Source organism: Nonomuraea sp. N2-4H (assembly GCF_045291505.1).
In the GTDB taxonomy this organism is placed as follows: domain Bacteria; phylum Actinomycetota; class Actinomycetes; order Streptosporangiales; family Streptosporangiaceae; genus Nonomuraea; species Nonomuraea fastidiosa.
Genome location: NZ_CP147987.1, coordinates 5,437,032 through 5,453,149 on the forward strand (window position 1 = coordinate 5,437,032; position 16,118 = coordinate 5,453,149).

Annotated in this window: 13 protein-coding genes; 8 read left to right on the plus strand and 5 right to left on the minus strand. The window is 71.3% G+C overall.

The annotated features are described in order from the left end of the window. Positions 1-33: 33 nt before the first annotated feature. From WBK31_RS24915 to WBK31_RS24930, 4 genes are all read left to right on the plus strand, one after another. A complete protein-coding gene (locus WBK31_RS24915) occupies positions 34-1,002 on the plus strand; it encodes an aliphatic sulfonate ABC transporter substrate-binding protein (protein ID WP_406673246.1) in 969 nt (322 codons plus the stop codon). Next, positions 999-2,468, plus strand: a complete 1,470-nt coding sequence (locus WBK31_RS24920) for a sulfatase-like hydrolase/transferase (RefSeq protein ID WP_364056445.1) — start codon at positions 999-1,001, stop codon at positions 2,466-2,468. Before WBK31_RS24915 ends, WBK31_RS24920 begins: the two co-directional genes overlap by 4 nt. Positions 2,469-2,589: 121 nt before the next feature. Continuing rightward, complete coding sequence (locus WBK31_RS24925; RefSeq protein ID WP_406673247.1) at positions 2,590-3,510, plus strand: hypothetical protein; 921 nt, start codon at positions 2,590-2,592, stop codon at positions 3,508-3,510. A 3-nt stretch (positions 3,511-3,513) separates the two neighbouring features. After that, positions 3,514-3,810: a hypothetical protein gene (locus WBK31_RS24930; RefSeq protein ID WP_364056451.1), complete on the plus strand. Its 297-nt coding sequence runs from the start codon at positions 3,514-3,516 to the stop codon at positions 3,808-3,810. A 135-nt stretch (positions 3,811-3,945) separates the two neighbouring features. Here WBK31_RS24930 and WBK31_RS24935 read toward each other — a convergent pair whose 3' ends face one another. Next, entirely contained in the window at positions 3,946-4,812 is an 867-nt protein-coding gene (locus WBK31_RS24935; RefSeq protein WP_406673248.1) for a fumarylacetoacetate hydrolase family protein, read from the minus strand. A gap of 537 nt (positions 4,813-5,349) precedes the next feature. Next, positions 5,350-6,567, minus strand: coding sequence for an Ig-like domain-containing protein (locus WBK31_RS24940; RefSeq protein WP_406673249.1), 1,218 nt, complete (start codon positions 6,565-6,567; stop codon positions 5,350-5,352). A gap of 165 nt (positions 6,568-6,732) precedes the next feature. Between WBK31_RS24940 and WBK31_RS24945 the strand changes: the two genes are divergently transcribed. Together WBK31_RS24945 and WBK31_RS24950 are read left to right on the plus strand one after the other, a co-directional pair. Further along, positions 6,733-7,383, plus strand: coding sequence for a hypothetical protein (locus WBK31_RS24945; RefSeq protein ID WP_378787279.1), 651 nt, complete (start codon positions 6,733-6,735; stop codon positions 7,381-7,383). A 93-nt stretch (positions 7,384-7,476) separates the two neighbouring features. After that, a complete protein-coding gene (locus tag WBK31_RS24950; protein ID WP_364056469.1) occupies positions 7,477-8,949 on the plus strand; it encodes a cytochrome b N-terminal domain-containing protein in 1,473 nt (490 codons plus the stop codon). On the opposite strand, the gene WBK31_RS24955 is transcribed toward WBK31_RS24950, so the two are convergent. Then, positions 8,915-9,115, minus strand: coding sequence for a hypothetical protein (locus tag WBK31_RS24955; RefSeq protein ID WP_364056472.1), 201 nt, complete (start codon positions 9,113-9,115; stop codon positions 8,915-8,917). The two genes, WBK31_RS24950 and WBK31_RS24955, sit on opposite strands and share 35 nt — an antisense overlap. 777 nt (positions 9,116-9,892) lie before the next feature. Here WBK31_RS24955 and WBK31_RS24960 point away from each other — a divergent pair. Together WBK31_RS24960 and WBK31_RS24965 are read left to right on the plus strand one after the other, a co-directional pair. Further along, entirely contained in the window at positions 9,893-10,540 is a 648-nt protein-coding gene (locus WBK31_RS24960) for a polysaccharide deacetylase family protein (RefSeq protein WP_364056474.1), read from the plus strand. Positions 10,541-11,288: 748 nt separating this feature from the next. Next, complete coding sequence (locus WBK31_RS24965; RefSeq protein WP_406673250.1) at positions 11,289-12,257, plus strand: hypothetical protein; 969 nt, start codon at positions 11,289-11,291, stop codon at positions 12,255-12,257. Here the strand turns inward: WBK31_RS24965 and WBK31_RS24970 are convergent. Together WBK31_RS24970 and WBK31_RS24975 are read right to left on the minus strand one after the other, a co-directional pair. Further along, entirely contained in the window at positions 12,215-14,998 is a 2,784-nt protein-coding gene (locus WBK31_RS24970; protein ID WP_406673251.1) for a DUF5682 family protein, read from the minus strand. The genes WBK31_RS24965 and WBK31_RS24970 overlap by 43 nt on opposite strands. After that, positions 14,995-16,107 (minus strand): AAA family ATPase, encoded by a 1,113-nt coding sequence (locus tag WBK31_RS24975; protein WP_364056483.1) that lies wholly within the window; start codon positions 16,105-16,107, stop codon positions 14,995-14,997. The genes WBK31_RS24970 and WBK31_RS24975 overlap by 4 nt, the downstream gene beginning before the upstream one ends. Between the last annotated feature and the right edge of the window lie 11 nt (positions 16,108-16,118).

Consider the following 16,118-nt stretch of genomic DNA (forward strand, 5'->3'; position numbering starts at 1 on the left):
CGAGAAAGCTCGAGAAAGAAGGACTGATCGGCCATGCGTCTGCTTCGCCGCGCCCTGACGGCCGCCACAGCCGTGACGATGCTGTCACTGTCCGTCACCGCCTGCTCCGACGACGGTTCGACCGTCAGGTTCGGCTACATCAGCGACTACAACGGCGCCAGCCTGCTCGCCATCGCCGAGAAGCAGGGCCTGTGGGACAAGCAGGGGCTCACCCCCGAGATCAAGGTGTTCACCAACGGGCCGCTGCAGATCCAGGCGCTCGGCGCGGGCGACCTCGACTTCGGCTACATCGGCCCCGGCGCGATGTGGCTGCCCGCCTCGGGCAAGGCCAAGGTCGTCGCGATCAACACGCTCGCGTACGCCGACCGCGTCATCGGCCGCCCCGGTATCACGTCGATCCAGGACCTCAAGGGCAAGAAGGTCGGCGTGCCGGAGGGCACCTCCGGCGACATGGTGCTCAACCTGGCGCTGCAGAAGGCCGGCATGTCGGTCAAGGATCTCCAGAAGGTGCCGATGGACCCGGCGACGGTCGTCTCGGCGTTCGCGTCCGGGCAGATCGACGGGGCCGGCATCTGGTACCCGCTGATCGACAACATCAAGCAGCAGGTGCCGGACATGGTGGAGCTCGCCAGCACCAGGCAGTGGCCGGACAGCTCGTTCCCCACCGCGTTCGTCGGCGCGCCGGACGCGGACGAGGAGCTCACCACCAAGGTGATCAAGGTGCTGCAGGAGGCCAACGACTGGCGGGCGGCCCACCCCGACGAGGCCGTCGCCGAGGCCGCCAGGCTGCTCAAGCTCGACCCGGCCAAGGTCAAGGCCGACGCGGCCAACGTCCAGACGATGACCACCGAGGACCTGGTCGCCAAGACCAAGGACGGCACGGTGGCCAAGTGGCTGAACAGCCTCGGCGACTTCTTCGTCAGCACGGGCCAGCTCACGTCCAAGCCCGACCCCTCCGCGTACTACACCGGCGATCTCTACACGAAGGCCTTCACGAAGTGAACCTGCTGTTCCTGATGACCGACCAGCACCGCGTCGACACCCTGGGCTGCTACGGCAATCCGCACGTCGCCACGCCCAACCTCGACCGGCTGGCCGCGAGCGGCACCCGCTTCGACCGGTTCTACACGCCCACCGCCATCTGCACGCCCGCGCGGGCCAGCCTGCTCACCGGGCAGGCGCCGTTCCGGCACCGGCTGCTGGCGAACTACGAGCGCAACGTCGGTTACCTGGAGGACCTGCGCGAGGACGCCTTCACCTTCCCCGAGGCGCTCAAGGCGCGCGGCTACCGGCTCGGCCTCATCGGCAAGTGGCACGGCGGCACCCACCGCAACGCCGCCTCCTACGGCTTCGACGGGCCCGACCTGCCCGGCTGGCACAACCCCGTCGATCACCCTGACTACCTGGCCTACCTGGAGGAGCGGGGGCTGCCGCCGTACCGGATCTCCGACCTGATCCGCGGCACCACTCCGAACGGCAACCAGGGCAACCTGCTGGCCGCCCGGCTGCATCAGCCGGAAGAGGCCACGTTCGAGCACTACCTGGCCACCAGGGCGATCGAGCACATGGAGCGGTACGCCGCCGACGGGCGGCCGTTCTTCCTCGCCACCCACTTCTTCGGGCCGCACCTGCCGTACCTGCTGCCCGACGAGTACTTCGACATGTACGACCCCGACCTGGTGGAGCTGCCGCCGTCGATCGCCGAGACGTTCGAGGGCAAGCCGCCGGTGCAGCGCAACTACAGCGCGCACTGGACGTTCGACACGATCCCCATCGAGGTCACCCGCAAGCTCATCGCCGTCTACTGGGGGTACGTGACGCTGATCGACCGGCAGATCGGCCGCATCCTCGACCGCATGGACGAGCTGGGACTCACCGACCGCACCGCCGTCTTCTTCACCGCCGACCACGGCGAGTTCACCGGCGCCCACCGCCTGCACGACAAGGGCCCGGCCATGTACGAGGACATCTACCGCATCCCCGGCATCATCCGCGTCCCCGGGCAGCCGGCCCAGGTCAGGAACGAGTTCGTCACGCTGACCGACTGCACGGCGACCATCCTCGAATTGGCCGGCTGCGACACCGCGCCCGCCGTGGACAGCCGCAGCCTGCTCCCGCTCGTACGCGGCGAACACCCCGAGTGGCCCGCCGAGCTGCTGGCCGAGTTCCACGGCCACCACTTCCCTTACCCGCAGCGGATGATCCGCGACGACCGCTACAAGCTGATCGTCAACCCGGAGTCGGTCAACGAGCTGTACGACCTGGAGGCCGACCCGTACGAGCTGAGCAACCGCTACACGCACCCCGAGCTGGCGCCCGTGCGGCGGCGTCTCATGCGGCGGCTGTACGACCTGCTGCGGGAGCGGGGCGACAACTTCTATCACTGGATGACCCCGATGTACGACATCGGCGCCCTCGACTACGACCCGACGCTCAGCTCGTTCGAGAAGGAGGGCTCGACCGCCTGAGCGGAGCCGCTGTGCTCCCTGGCTCTGCCGACCGATTCCCGTTCCGGCAAACGCGTGTCGCGGAGCCCGGTTCGTGTGCTTGACTCCCGCCTTGGCACAACAGCACCGATTGGGAGAGTTCATGGGGGAGTTCGTGGGGATCGACCCCCGTGGCGCGCACGAGCTGATCCGCCGGATGGAGGCGGTCAAGGCGTACCTGAGCGGAACCCGGCCCGGCCTCGACGCGGCCATCGCCGAGGCGGGCCAGGACTGGGCGGGCCGCCAGGGCACCACCGCCATGCACCGCGCCTGGATGTTCCTCCACGAGTCCCAGCAGGACCTGACGTGGCGCATCGACACGGTCGAGCAGCTCGTGCCGGTGCGGGAACGCGGCATGCTGACCGCCACCTTCCCCTTCCCCTCCGAGCCGGACGCGCGGCAGGCGGCGGAGACCGCGGCCCAGGCGATCTTGGCCTCGGGCGATGGCGCGGCAGGGCCGCAGGCCGCCAGGGCCGTCGCGGCCATCGAGGGCGAGGCCGGTGACCCCGCCTACGCGGCGGCGCTGCTGGAGGCGCTCGGCCCGGAGGTGTTCACCCGGCTGCTCGAAGGGCTGCCCGGGGAACAGGGCAGGCCGCTGGCGCGGGCGTACGCGAGCGCCGAACGCACAGGACGGCTCGGCGACGCCTGGCACGAGCTGGTGGACAGCGCGCCGTCCGCCGCACTGGCGGCGCTGGTCACGGGGGCCGAGCAGTCGGGCACGGTGCTCAACCGGGTCGCGCTGGCGCTGCTGAACCGCCCGCAGGACGCCTCGTGGAGCCCCCGCGACCTGCTCCAGCCGTACGCCGCCGACCCGCTGGCCTTCCAGCAGCTGCTGGCCGAGCATCCGCGCGAGTCGCGCACCCTGCTGAACGCCGCCACCGCCGACCCGGCCGCCGCTCAGGCGCTCGCCACCGCGCTGCACGAGGCGCTGCAGCCCGGCGCCGGGGCCGACGGGCTGCGCGAACGCGCCTGGACCACCGTCATCGGCACACCGGGCGGCCGGTCGGCGGCCGAGGGCGGCTGACCCATGGCCACCAGGCACCAGCTCCTCCTTCGCGAGGCGGCCGACAAGGAGTCGCTGGCGGCCGCGTTCATGCGGTACGCCAGGGGCCTGGCGGGCGCGTTCGACGGCATCCCGGCGCGGCCCGCCGACTGCGAGTCGTACTGGAAAGGGCCGGCCGCCGAGCGTTACCTGACGCAGGTGGTCAGGCTCCGCCGCGAGCTGGCCGACCTGGAGGACTCCTGCCTGGCCACCGCCGACAATCTCCGCCGCCGCGCGGCGACCCTCCGCGCCACCGCCGCCACCATCCCCACCGACCCCTGACCCGCCGCACCACCCGGCCTGAAGGCACAACGCAGCAGGCGCACCTGGACACACCCCGCCCTCACACGCCGGACGCGCCGCTGCCCGGCAGGACCGGGTGCGGCGCGTCCTGGCGGGCCGAAGCCCGAAGGGCGCTCAGCGCATGGCGTCGAGGCCGCGGACCACGCCGGTGGTCAGCGTGCCGACCTCGGAGATGGAGATGGTGACGGTGTCGCCGTGCTGCAGCGTGAACGGCAGGTCGGGCACCAGGCACGTGCCGGTGGCGAGCACGGCGCCGTCGGGGAAGGAGTCGGCGCGGAAGAGGTAGCCGGCCAGGTCGTCGAGCCGCCGGTTGAGCTGGGAGGTGCTGGCCTTGCCCTCCCAGGCGGTCTCGCCGTCCCTGACGATGGTGAGCGCGATGTCCAGCGCGTACGGGTCGGCGACCTCCCACGCGGGCCGGATCGCCTGCCCGACCGCGCAACCGCCCAGGTAGATCTTGGCCTGGGGCAGGTAGAGCGGGTTGACCCCCTCGATGGTGCGGGAGCTGACGTCGTCGACGACGGTGTAGCCGACGATCTCACGGTGGGCGTTCAGGACGAGACCCAGCTCGGGCTCCGGCACGTCGATCTCGGAGTCCTCGCGTACGGAGATGCGGCCGCCTTCACCGGAGACCTTCCAGGCCACGGACTTGAAGAACAGCTCGGGACGTTCGGCGTCGTACACCAGCTCGTACACGTCGGCGGCGCGCTCGCTCTCCAGCACCCTCGCCTCGCGGGAGCGCCGGTAGGTCACGCCCGCGGCCCACACCTCCATGCGGCCGTCCACGGGCGGCAGCAGGGTGACGGAGCCCGAGGGGTGGCGCGGACCGTCGGCCGCCGCGCACCGCTCCCGCAGTTCGTCGGAGGACAGCCGGAGCAGTTCGCCGACCGTGGTGATACCGGAGAGCTCGACCACCTGCTCGCCGTCGTCGACCCCGACCGCGTCGGCGCTGCTCAGAGGGCTGGTGAACCGTACGATCCGCATTCCTGCTCCTAGCTTCATCAGACGAGGGGGATCATGACATCCGATGAATCGTCCCCTGGGATCAACCTAGTAGGTCGCCGGGACGATGGGGAGGGGCGGTCCGGGTTGTGGGCACGCGGGCGGCCAGGCCGCCGTCCGGCGCCCGCGTACGAGGCCCCGGTTCAGAACGTGACCAGGAACTCGTAGCAGTTGAGCAGCCAGACCAGCAGCCACAGGGCGAGAGTCGGGAGCGGGATCAGCCCCCGGCCGGTTCCATATTCAGGCACCCGATACCACACGCCTTCCTTCCGACGGCGGGGCCAGGCTCGCAGCCCGTCTCCGGGGATGTGTGCGCTATTCGGAGCGGCCGGCGCTCCTGGAAGGATTTTCCGGTTTCGCGGCGGTTCCGGATTATGTGCTCCTTTAACGGGACAGCGTTCCTGTTGTGGCCCTCATGATAATTCTCCGGTATGGACCACTGCGGTATACGCCGCCAAAGGATTCCCGATTGTGTCCTTTACCGCCGCACAAGCAAGCGGCGATAACCGGAAATGTCGCCTATCCGGTGACAGGCTTGCCGAGCGCGCCGCCCGCCAGCCAGTCCTCCCACGACTTGGCCCACGGCGTCGGCCCGTTGCCGAATCGCAGTTTCCTGGACGTACCGGTCACCTCGATGATGTCGCCACGCTGGGTGAAGTCGTAGAACCAGCGGGCGTCGGCCGGGCTCGCGTTCACACAGCCGTGGCTGACGTTCGAGTTCCCCTGCGCGCCGGTGGACCAGGGGGCGGCGTGGAAGAAGGTGCCGCTGTAGGTCATCCGCACGTTCCACTTGGTCTTGATGCGATATTCACCGGGCTCGCCGATCGTGGCGGAGTCCATGACGATGTCGGCCGCCTTCTCCTGCGCGATCATGACGCCCGAATAGCTGTCGTCGCCCGGCCTGCCGAGGCTCACCGGGATGGTTTTGACGACCTTGCCGTTCTCGCGGACGACCGCTTTGTGGATCTTGGCGCTGACCTTGGTGATGTGCTCGGGTCCCACGGTGAACGTCAGGCTGCGATCCTTCGTCCCCCACACCCCCGGTCCCGCCCGCAGCCCCGCCAGGTGCGCGACGACGGTCACCCTCTCCCCGACCGGCCAGTACTCACGGGGCCTGAACTGCACCTCGCGGTCGCTCACCCAGCTCCAGGCGCCTTCGACCGGCTCGGACATGCGCACCACCAGCGACCGCTCGATCGCCGCCCGCGCCTCGCGCGAGGTGATCGGCCGCGACAGCAGGAGCTGCACGGGCATCCCGACGCCGGCCTTCTCGCCGTCGAGCGGTGCCATGCCGCTCTCCAGCACGCGCTTGGGATTGAGCGTGGTGAACGTGGACGTGCCGTTCACCTGCAGTCCGCCGGCGCCGGCGGCCTGGGCTTTCACCGTGTACGTCGTCGAGGGCCGCAGCGGCCACTCCGGCCGCCACGTGCCGTCGCTCCCGATGGCGCCCTTGACGGTGCGGCCCTTGGCGTCGGCCACGGTCACCTTCGTCACCTCGCCCCCGGTCGCCTTGACGGCGATGCCGGTGTCGGGCGCGACCTTCTTCGCGCCGTTCGCGGGGGTGATCGTCAGCGTGGCCGCCGGGCTCCGCTGCGACCGCCCGCTCTGCTCGCCCTGATCCGGTCCGCCCTGAGTACCGCCGCCCGGCGACGTGCACCCCGTGACGGCGAGCGCCACCGCCGCCGCGACGACGATGAGAGTGGAGGTGGGGGTGGGACTGGTCCGGCCGTTCCGCATCGCCGATGCCTCCGTGCCCGATATAGAGGGAAATATCCACATTAGACCGTTTCTGGAGATCCGGCGGACACCTGCCCGGATTGGCGCCGCGCATGCGGGCACCGGCACGCGCGGCGCGATTGAATGATCTTGATCTGGCGTTCCGCCGCCCACAATCATGGGCCGGTGGATTACTACCTGATCTCCGCGACCGCGGGCGATCGCACGCCCGCGGGGCTCCTGGTCGAGGAGTTCGTCCTGTGCGAGGACTACACGGCGGCCGGAATCGACGGCGCCGAGTGGAGACCGGAGATCGGCGCCTGGTCCTCCTCCGCCGAGCTGAGCCGCGCCATCCGCGCCGACAGCTCGCTGCGCGGGCGGGTCACGCCGGTCAGCAGGCAGCAGGCGTGCGAGGCCTTCGCCCGGATGGGCGGCGGCGTACTGCCTGAGGAGGCCGGGCTGCGCACGCTCTTCCAGGAGCGCCGTACGCTGCCCACCACCGCCCCGCTCAACCTCGGCGGCTCAGGAGCGCGCCGCTACCGCATCCTGTTCGCCGGCGAGCTGGGCGCCGACGGCCTCGCCAACGCGCGTACGGCGCTGCGGCTCAAGCCGGCCACCGGCGACCCGCGCGTGGTCGGCACCGCGTCGGCCAGCTCCGGCGGCCACGGCTTCACCTGGGAGCTGCGCCGGATCGGCGCGGGCATCGCCTGGTGCGTGGACGTCACCGCCAGGCTCGGCTCCGGCCCGCTCACCGCGCTCGGCGCGCTGCTGCACCACCACCGCCAGGCGGTACGCGAACAGGGCCTCATCCCCGTCACCGTCGAACGCTTCGCCTGAGAGAAGACATCCACCGGCCGGTGACTGTCACATTCGCGGCCCCTGCCCCGTCTTGTTTCATGAAGGTGCGGGCAAGGGGCATGCGGAGCGGCGATGAAGGGCAGCTCACTGGCCAGAGCGTTGGACGACCGGCTCGGCGGGGCCGGGTTCCTGAAGAAGGCGATGCGGAAGGTCTTCCCCGACCACTGGACGTTCCTGCTGGGCGAGATCGCGTTATACGCCTTCGTGGTCATTTTGCTCACCGGCGTCTTCCTGACGTTCTTCTTCAAGCCGTCCATGCAGGAGGTCGTCTACGACGGTGGCTACGCGCCGCTGCGCGGCGTCACGATGAGCGAGGCGTACGCGTCGTCCCTGGAGATCAGCTTCGAGGTGCGCGGCGGCCTGCTGATGCGGCAGATGCACCACTGGGCGACGCTCATCTTCCTGGCCGCCATCGTCGCCCACCTGCTGCGCAACTTCTTCACCGGAGCCTTCCGCAAGCCGCGCGACCTCAACTGGCTGATCGGCGTGGCGCTGTTCGCCCTGGTGCTGATCAACGGGCTGTTCGGTTACTCGCTGCCGGACGACCTGCTGTCCGGGGCCGGGCTGCGCATCCTGCACGGGGTGATCATCTCGGTGCCGCTGGTAGGGACGTACCTGGCGATGTTCCTGTTCGGCGGGGAGTTCCCCGGCGAGGACATCATCTCCCGCCTCTACAGCCTGCACGTGCTGCTGATCCCCGCCCTGCTGCTCGTGCTGCTCCCGCTGCACGCGGTGGTGCTGACGTGGCGGCAGACGCACACGCAGTTCCGGGCCAAGGGGCTGCGGAACGAGCAGGTGCGCGGCGCGCCGTTCTTCCCCGCGTTCCTGGCGAAGACGACGGTGTTCTTCCTGTGGGTGACCGGGGTGATCTCGCTGCTCGCCACGGTGTTCCAGATCAACCCGATCTGGCTGTACGGGCCGTACCTGCCCAGCGCGGTCAGCGCCGGATCCCAGCCCGACTGGTACATGGGCTTCCTGGAGGGCGCGCTGCGGATCATGCCGCCGTGGGAGTTCACCGTCTTCGGCTCCACGGTGACGATGAGCGTGCTGATCCCCGCGCTCGGCGCGCCGGGCCTGCTGTTCACCGCGCTGGCGCTCTACCCGTTCGCCGAGCGGCGGTTCACCCGTGACCACGCCGCGCACCACCTGCTCGACCGGCCGCGCGACGTGCCCGTGCGGACAGGGCTCGGGGTCGCGGGCATCGTGTACTACGGCGTGCTGTGGGCGGCCGGCGGCAACGACGTGATCGCCTCGACCTTCCACATCTCGCTCAACGCGACCACCTGGATCTTCCGCGTCGCCATCGTCGCCGGGCCGGTCCTGGGGTACGTCGTCACCCGCCGGATCTGCCTGGGACTGCGGCTGCGCGACCGGCACACCGTCGCGCACGGGGTGGAGACCGGGGTGATCGTACGCGGACCCGGCGGCGGCTTCACCGAGATCGAACGCCCGGTGACCGAGGAGGAGGCGGCGGTACTGCGGGCCGAGCCCCTGCCGTACCCGGCGCAGGTCATGGAGAGGAGCCGCGCAGGCCGTCGAACATGACGGACAGGGCGCGCGTGCGCAGGCCCTCATCCCGTTGACCGCGCCCGGCGGCCAGGCAGGCCGCGCTGAGCAGGGCGAGCAGTCCGGGCATGCGCAACGACACCACCCCGGCCGCGGTCTCCCTTTCCGGCCATACGTGCCTTTCCCGCGAACCAAGAACGATCACCGGTAGTCCAACCCGTTGGTACGGTCCCGGCCGCCTCGCCGGGGCCTCCGTTCAGGGGGACGCACCGGGGGCGGTGCGCGAAGGGGGAACGGCATGAACATCGGCACACCACCGCGCCGGCCTGCCCGCGCTGGAGCGAGACGGGGGACGGCGGGAGCGCTCGCCCTGGCCGCCCTGCTGGCAGCAGGCTGCGACACGACCAGGCTCACCGGGGGACGGGACGGCGGCGAAGCCGCCGACGGCCGGCCCCGCACGACCCTTTCCGCCGAGTCCGGGCCGAGATCCAACAGACCGGCTCCCCGAACATCGTCCGGGACGAGATCCGACAAATCGGCTCCCCGAACATCGGCAGCCTCGGGCGCGTCGGGCACCTCGAGCGGATCGGGCTCCTCGCCCCGGCCGGGGGCCCGCGAGCGCGCCCATGCCGCCACACCCTCTCCCCAGCCGGAGGCGCAAGCCGGCGATCCCACGCCCTCTGTCCTGGGCCGGACGCAGGCCGACCCGCTGGGGCGGACGCAGGCCGACCCGCTGGGGCGGACGCAGGCCGACCCGCTGGGGCGCAAACCCGCTTCCGCTCCTCCGGCCAAAGCGCAGGCCAGCGTGCGCGCCCGTCCACCCGCGGCCCCCGGCCAAGCCGGGACACGGGCAGGCGCGCCAGAGCGCGAACCCGCGACCTCCGGCCGGGCTATGGAACGTTCCGAAACCTCCACCCGCGCCTCCGGAGCTCAGGCCCGTGGGCGGACGCGAGGCGGCTTACCGGCCACGACCACCGGGGCGGTGCAGGCGCCGGGGAAGGCGGGCGCGGCACGCCCGGTCAACTGCCGCCGGGTGAAGTGCGTGGCGCTGACGTTCGACGACGGGCCTGGCGCGTACACGGACGCGCTGCTCGGACACCTGGCTCGATACCGCGCCAAGGCGACGTTCTTCGTCGTCGGGCAGAACGTGGCGGCGAACCCCGGCATCGTGCGCAAGGCGTACGCGGCGGGGCACGAGATCGGCAGCCACACCTGGTCGCACCCGGACCTGACGAAGCTGACGGCCGCCGGGGTGCGCACCCAGCTCGCCCGTACCGACCACGTCGTCAAGTCGGCGATCGGGGTGGTGCCGAGGCTGGTCCGGCCACCGTACGGGGCGATCAACGCCACCGTCAGCCGGCTGACCGGGCGGCCGATGGTGTTGTGGAGCGTGGACACCTTGGACTGGCTGCACCGCGACAGCGGCAAGGTGGTCCGTAAGGCCGTCAGGTCCATACGTCCGGGCAGCGTCATCCTCTTCCACGACATCCACCCGTCCACGGTGCGGGCGATGCCCCGCATCCTCAAGATCCTGTCCAAGCGCGGCTACCGGTTCGTCACGGTCAGCCGGCTGTTCAACGGCAAGCCGCCGAAGACCGTCTACAGCGCCGCCCGCGCGGGCAAGGGCTGACCGGCGGCTCGCAGAGCCTCACGCTCGGTCCCGCCGGGGGTTCGCGAGAAATCGTCGCGTCCGATGAACCGAGGCCGCGCCGCCGCCGTATCTCGTCGTGTCAGCGGTGATCGCACATGAAGTCCGTCGAGAAAGGATGCGGCATCGGTAGCAGGGACACCGCGCAGGCCGGTCGGCCCGGCCTGCGCGGGCTGCACGGCCGTCCAGCCGCACGACTCGGCCGTCATCGGCCCGGTAGCCGGGCACGTCGTCGGCGTCGACCTTCGCCGTCACAGGCCGGCCGCAGAGGTAGTGCGGGCACTACCTCGAAGACTGGTCGTACCGCTATCGAGTTCCACGCCCGCGACGGCGAGCGTTGAGGGCATGACCACATCCGCGATCGGCGCCCTGACGATGACCCTTACCCCGGCGACCGCCCCGGCCACGCCGGACGCCCTGAAGTGGGCTGCCTGCGACGGCGAGGGACGGCCACAGGACCTGCGGTGCGCGTCCATCGAGGTGCCGCTGGACTGGAACACCCGAACGGCAGGAAGCTCACCATCAAGATCGCCAAGCTGCCGGCGACGGGACGGCGGGCGGGCACGGTGTTCAGCATCCCCGGCGGCCCTGGCGGGTCCGGCATCGACGACCTCACCTCCTCCCGCGACAGCTTCACCGAGCTGCGCGAACGGTTCGACGTGGTGAGCCTCGAGCCGCGCAACGCCGGCACGTACGGACGCCTTCCCCGACGATGCTTCACCACCGGCCCGTGGCTGACCCGTCCGGACACCGTGCGCGAGTACGCGCGCCAGGCGGCCACCGTACGGGCGAGCGCGCAGGAGTGCAGGAAGGCACGCACGAGGCGCAGTTCCGGCGCTTCCTGGCCTGGTGCGACCAGAACACGGACGTGTGCGGCCACGGCATGGGGGCGCGCTGGCGCAGGCTGGTGGCCGGCGCCGACCGCGAGCCCCTGCCGGTCGACGGCGCGCGGGTGGCCGCCGATCGCAGGCACCTCCCGATCGAGGACGGCGCCGACGAACAACCCCTGCCGGGCGGGGACGCGCGGGTGACGTACACCGGGTTCGACATGAAGGTGGCCGCGATGCCGCACCTGTTCGCCCCGGGCCCCGCACCCGGCTACCCGCGCCAGGCCATCAGGCAGGCCGAGGGCGGGGACGCGGGCGGCTTCGCGGCGTACGTACGGGCGGGCACCGGCAGCCTGAAGCCGCCGTCGCCCGTCGGCATGAACGCCACCCAGTGCCTGGACGGCCTGCGCTTCCGCGACCACCGCGAGTACCGGAAGGTGCGGGCGCTCGGGGAGCGCAGGTCGCCGAACCTCGCCGGAGCCGAGGTGTGGCACCGGCTCGGCTGCGCGGGCTGGCCCACGCCGGCGACGAACCCGGCGCGGGCGCTGCCGGAGGGGCTGCCGCCGTTCCTCGGCGCGGGCACCTGGACCGACTCCACGGACACCGCCGACCTCGTACGGCGCGTGCCCGGCTCGCGCACCGTGAGGTTCGACGGCCCAGGGCACGGGCTGTACCTGACGGGGACCCGTACACGATCGCGCACGCGTACGCGTACCTCACCGATCTCCGTCTGCCCCCGCCCGGCGCCACCTGCCGCCCGGCCCCCGCCGCCTCCTGACACCGGATCAGGAGACGGCGACCGGGACCGGTCAACGGCTTGCCGCCCGCCTCACCCCAGCAGCCCGGCCACCGCGAGCGCAGACTCGGGGTGAGCCGCCAGCAGCGCCGCCACCCGCGGATCCGCGCCGGGCGCAGCGCCCTCGCCGGGCGCAAGCCACTCGCCGGAGCAGCCCAGCACCCCGGCCACGGCGTCGCAGGCCGCCGGGTGGGCGCGCAGCAGCTCGGCCACCGGCCCGCCCGCCACCGGAGCGGCGGCGGGCGCGGCCGGCTTGGGGCGGGCGGTCCACGGCGGCACCCACGAGTCGACCGCCGTCAGCGAGCCGGGGAACGTCCGCCCTGCCTCGCGTACGAGCATCGGCATCAGCTCGGCGGCGCCATCGCGCAGCGCGGTGATGAGCTTCGGCAGCCACGGCAGCAGCACGCTGTCCGGCAGCCGCCCGAACGCCTTCGAGATCACCTCGACCACGAACCCCGACAGCGCGGGCACCGGCTCCAGGGCCTGGACGAACCCGATGACGTACTGCGGGAACGACGGGATCACCAGCGGGTTGGCCAGCAGCTCGTCGCAGCGCGACCGCAGCTCGGCCGGCGGCAGCAGGCCGAGCTGGTGCTGGGCCGCCCACAGCAGCGCCACCTTGGCCGGCGACTCGGGGTGTGACTGCTGCACGGCCAGCTCGAGCTGGGCGCGGTCGCAGCCGAGCGCCAGCGCCAGGCTCTCCATGTGGAACAGGAAGCCGAGCATGGCCCCCACCTGCCGTACGCCGGTGTCGTCGTCGACGAACGCCGTGGGCAGCAGCGTGCAGTAGTGGGCGTAGCCGGACGTCACGAACTTCTCGCACCACGCGGGCAGCTCCGGCTCGGTGGCCCGGTAGTGGGCGAGCAGCCGCCGGATACGGCGCAGCACGTCGGGCGCGTCGTCCACGCTCCGCTCGGCGGCGAGCAGCTCGACCGCCCGCTCCCCCAGCTCGTCGGCGAAGCGGCGGCTGCCGAGGAACAGGATGGCGTCCTCGACCGCCGCCAGCACGACGGACGCGGTGGCCTTCGGATCCCACACCGAGCGCCGCAGCCGCTGCTCCAGCACCTGCTCGACGGTGACGCCCTCGTAGCCGAGCTCGATGATCGAGCGCTGGTATTTGCCGATCGCGAGGTCCCAGCTCTCCTGGATGGAGCGTTCGCCGAGGCGCCGCTCCCCCATGATCGGCCGTACGGCGTCGGACGGCAGCAGGTAGCGCAGCATCCACAGCACGTCGGAGCAGGGCCGCAGCTCGGGCTCCGCGGTGAAGTCGAGCAGCGCCCGCTGGATCGTGCGTTTGCTCAGGTCGAGCCCGAGAGGGGCGAGCCGGTCGTAGACGTCCCTGGCCAGCGGCGGCAGCGCGTCGTAGCCGACCTCGCCGATCTTGTCGCCGCCCAGCAGGATCTCGCAGAGCCGCCGCACGTCGCGCCGTCCCGGCACGACGTCCTTCTCGATGCAGGTGACGGCGGCGTCCTGGAAGTCGTACGGGGTGGGCCTGGCGCGGTTGCGCATGCCGGCCAGCAGGATCGAGGTCTCGTAGACCGCGATCGCGTCGGCGGTGCTGGCGAGGTAGCCGTTGCGGCGGGCCAGCCTGACGATGTCGACCGACCAGCCGAGCAGCTCGGCCTCGTCGAGCGGGTCGAGCGCGGGCGGCCGCGACAGGAACCCGGTCAGCTTGTCGGCCACCTCGCCCTGCGGCGCGGGCGGCGGCAGCTTGGCCTGGCGCTTGCTCCCCTTGCCCGCCGAGCCCTTCTGCCCGGCCAGCCGGAACGGGGTGAGCTTGCTGCGCGTCAGCGCCTTGTTCCAGGTGGCCGCCGCGATCGACACCGAGCCGGGGGCCAGCCCGAACTGCGCCTCGATGGCCGAGTGGCTGGAGGGGATGAGCCCGTACAGCCACTTCGTGCCGGTGCGCGGGCTGATCTCGAACGTGGCCGTGGACCTCAGCCCGAACTGCTCGACCCGGCTCGCGGCGTGGAAGGCGCCGCAGACGTAGAGGCAGTCGGCGGGGTCGGCGCCGGAGGCGGCCAGGTGCTCGCGCATCCTGGTCCACATGTAGCGCTCGCGGTCCTCGTCCACCGACAGGCGCGCGTCGCCCTCGGGCCGCAGCCGCCGGAACAGGCTGCCGATGAGCACCATGACCTGGCGGTAGGTGTCGTAGTCCGCGCCGGACAGCGGCTGCTCGACGTACTGGTCCCACCACTCCGACCAGTGGCGCACCTTGCCGTGGTGCAGCAGGTGCTCCTCCAGCTCGGCGAAGCGGGGCCGCAGGTCGCCGATCTCCACGCCGACCGCGTCGCCGTGCAGGCCCGCGCCCTCGTCGGGCTTGGGCTTGTCCTCCTTCTCGGGCGCCCACTGGAAGACGTGGTCGGTCGAGCGGTCCACCAGCACCAGCTCGACGCCGGGGGTTTCGAGCGCGTACGCGATGGCCTGGTATTCGGCGGACGCCTCCGTGATGGGCGCCACCACGCTGAGCGGCGCCCACGACTTCGGGAACCCGTCGAGGTCGGTCGCGAACGCCTGCACCGCCACCGGCAGCTTGCAGTTGCGCAGCTCGGTGAGCAGCGGCTGCAGGTCCTCGCACAGCTCCAGATAGATGACCTTCGGCTGCTTCTCGCGCAGCCTGCGCACCATGGCCAGCGCCGAGGCCGGCGAGTGGTGGCAGACCGGGAAGATCTCCAGCTCCTCGCGCAGCGCCCGGTCGACGTCGTCGACCATGCCGGACAGGATGCCGGCGACCTCGACGGGACCGCCGGCGAACGTCTCCGCCGCGTCGAGAAGCTGCTCGCGGAGCGAGCCGAAGGGGCTCGACTGATCGATCATGACAGCGTCGCGATGGCCTGCCGGCCGCCCTCGAGGAACTCCGGCCACTCGCCGCCCTCCTTCTTGCTGCGCGGCTCGACCACGCCGTGCCAGTACTTGTTGAGGATCGCGAGGTCCTCGGGGCTGCGCCGGGCCAGCGAGCCGACCAGCGAGCTCGCCAGCGTCTGCGCGCGCAGCACCCGGTCGCCGAAGAAGTGGCTGTGCAGGATCGCGTCCTCCAGCACGCCGATCTGCTCGGCCGTGGACAGCGCCGACTCCAGCTTGTCGTCGTCGCTGGTGGCCGAGGCCGCCGCCGAGCGCAGGTCGGCGAAGCTCTGCAGCAGGATGTCGAGCAGCGTGGGCGGCAGGTCCAGCTCGATCTGGTGGCGGCGCAGCAGCTCCTCGGTGCGGAAGCGGACGATCTCCGCCTCGCTCTTCTTGTTGGTCACCACCGGGATGCGCACGAAGTTGAAGCGCCGCTTGAGCGCCGACGACAGGTCGTTGACGCCGCGGTCGCGGCTGTTGGCGGTGGCGATGATGGAGAAGCCCGGCTTGGCGAAGACGATGTTGTCGTCGTCGAGCTCGGGGATCGAGACGTACTTCTCCGACAGGATCGAGATGAGCGCGTCCTGGACGTCGCTCGTCGAGCGGGTCAGCTCCTCGAACCGGCCGATCACGCCCCGCTCCATCGCCGTCATGATCGGCGAGGGGATCAGCGACTCGCGGGACTGGCCCTTGGCGATGACCATGGAGACGTTCCACGAGTACTTGATGTGGTCCTCGGTGGTGCCGGCCGTGCCCTGCACCACCAGCGTGGAGTTACGGCAGATCGCCGCCGCGAGCAGCTCGGCCAGCCAGCTCTTGCCGGTGCCCGGGTCGCCGATCAGCAGCAGGCCGCGGTCGGACGCCAGCGTCACGATGCTGCGCTCGACGAAGCTGCGGTCGCCGAACCACTTCTGCGGGATCTCCCTGTCGAGCCCGTCGGCCCGCTCGGAGCCGAGGATGAAGATCCGGATCATGCGGGGGCTGAGCCGCCACGAGAACGGCTTGGGCGCGGTGTCGATGGACTCGAGGTAGTCGAGCTCTTCGGCGTACTTCACCTCTGCGGGCGCGCGCAGCATGTCGGTCATGGTTATCGGGG

Bases quoted from the DNA above. Each gene is read 5' to 3' on its own strand.
- WBK31_RS24915 (WP_406673246.1), top strand. From the start codon at position 34: ATGCGTCTGCTTCGCCGCGCCCTGACGGCCGCCACAGCCGTGACGATG.
- WBK31_RS24970 (WP_406673251.1), bottom strand. From the start codon at position 14,998: ATGATCGATCAGTCGAGCCCCTTCGGCTCGCTCCGCGAGCAGCTTCTC.
- WBK31_RS24950 (WP_364056469.1), top strand. From the start codon at position 7,477: ATGAAGGGCAGCTCACTGGCCAGAGCGTTGGACGACCGGCTCGGCGGG.
- WBK31_RS24935 (WP_406673248.1), bottom strand. From the start codon at position 4,812: ATGCGGATCGTACGGTTCACCAGCCCTCTGAGCAGCGCCGACGCGGTC.
- WBK31_RS24925 (WP_406673247.1), top strand. From the start codon at position 2,590: ATGGGGGAGTTCGTGGGGATCGACCCCCGTGGCGCGCACGAGCTGATC.
- WBK31_RS24940 (WP_406673249.1), bottom strand. From the start codon at position 6,567: ATGCGGAACGGCCGGACCAGTCCCACCCCCACCTCCACTCTCATCGTC.
- WBK31_RS24930 (WP_364056451.1), top strand. From the start codon at position 3,514: ATGGCCACCAGGCACCAGCTCCTCCTTCGCGAGGCGGCCGACAAGGAG.
- WBK31_RS24975 (WP_364056483.1), bottom strand. From the start codon at position 16,107: ATGACCGACATGCTGCGCGCGCCCGCAGAGGTGAAGTACGCCGAAGAG.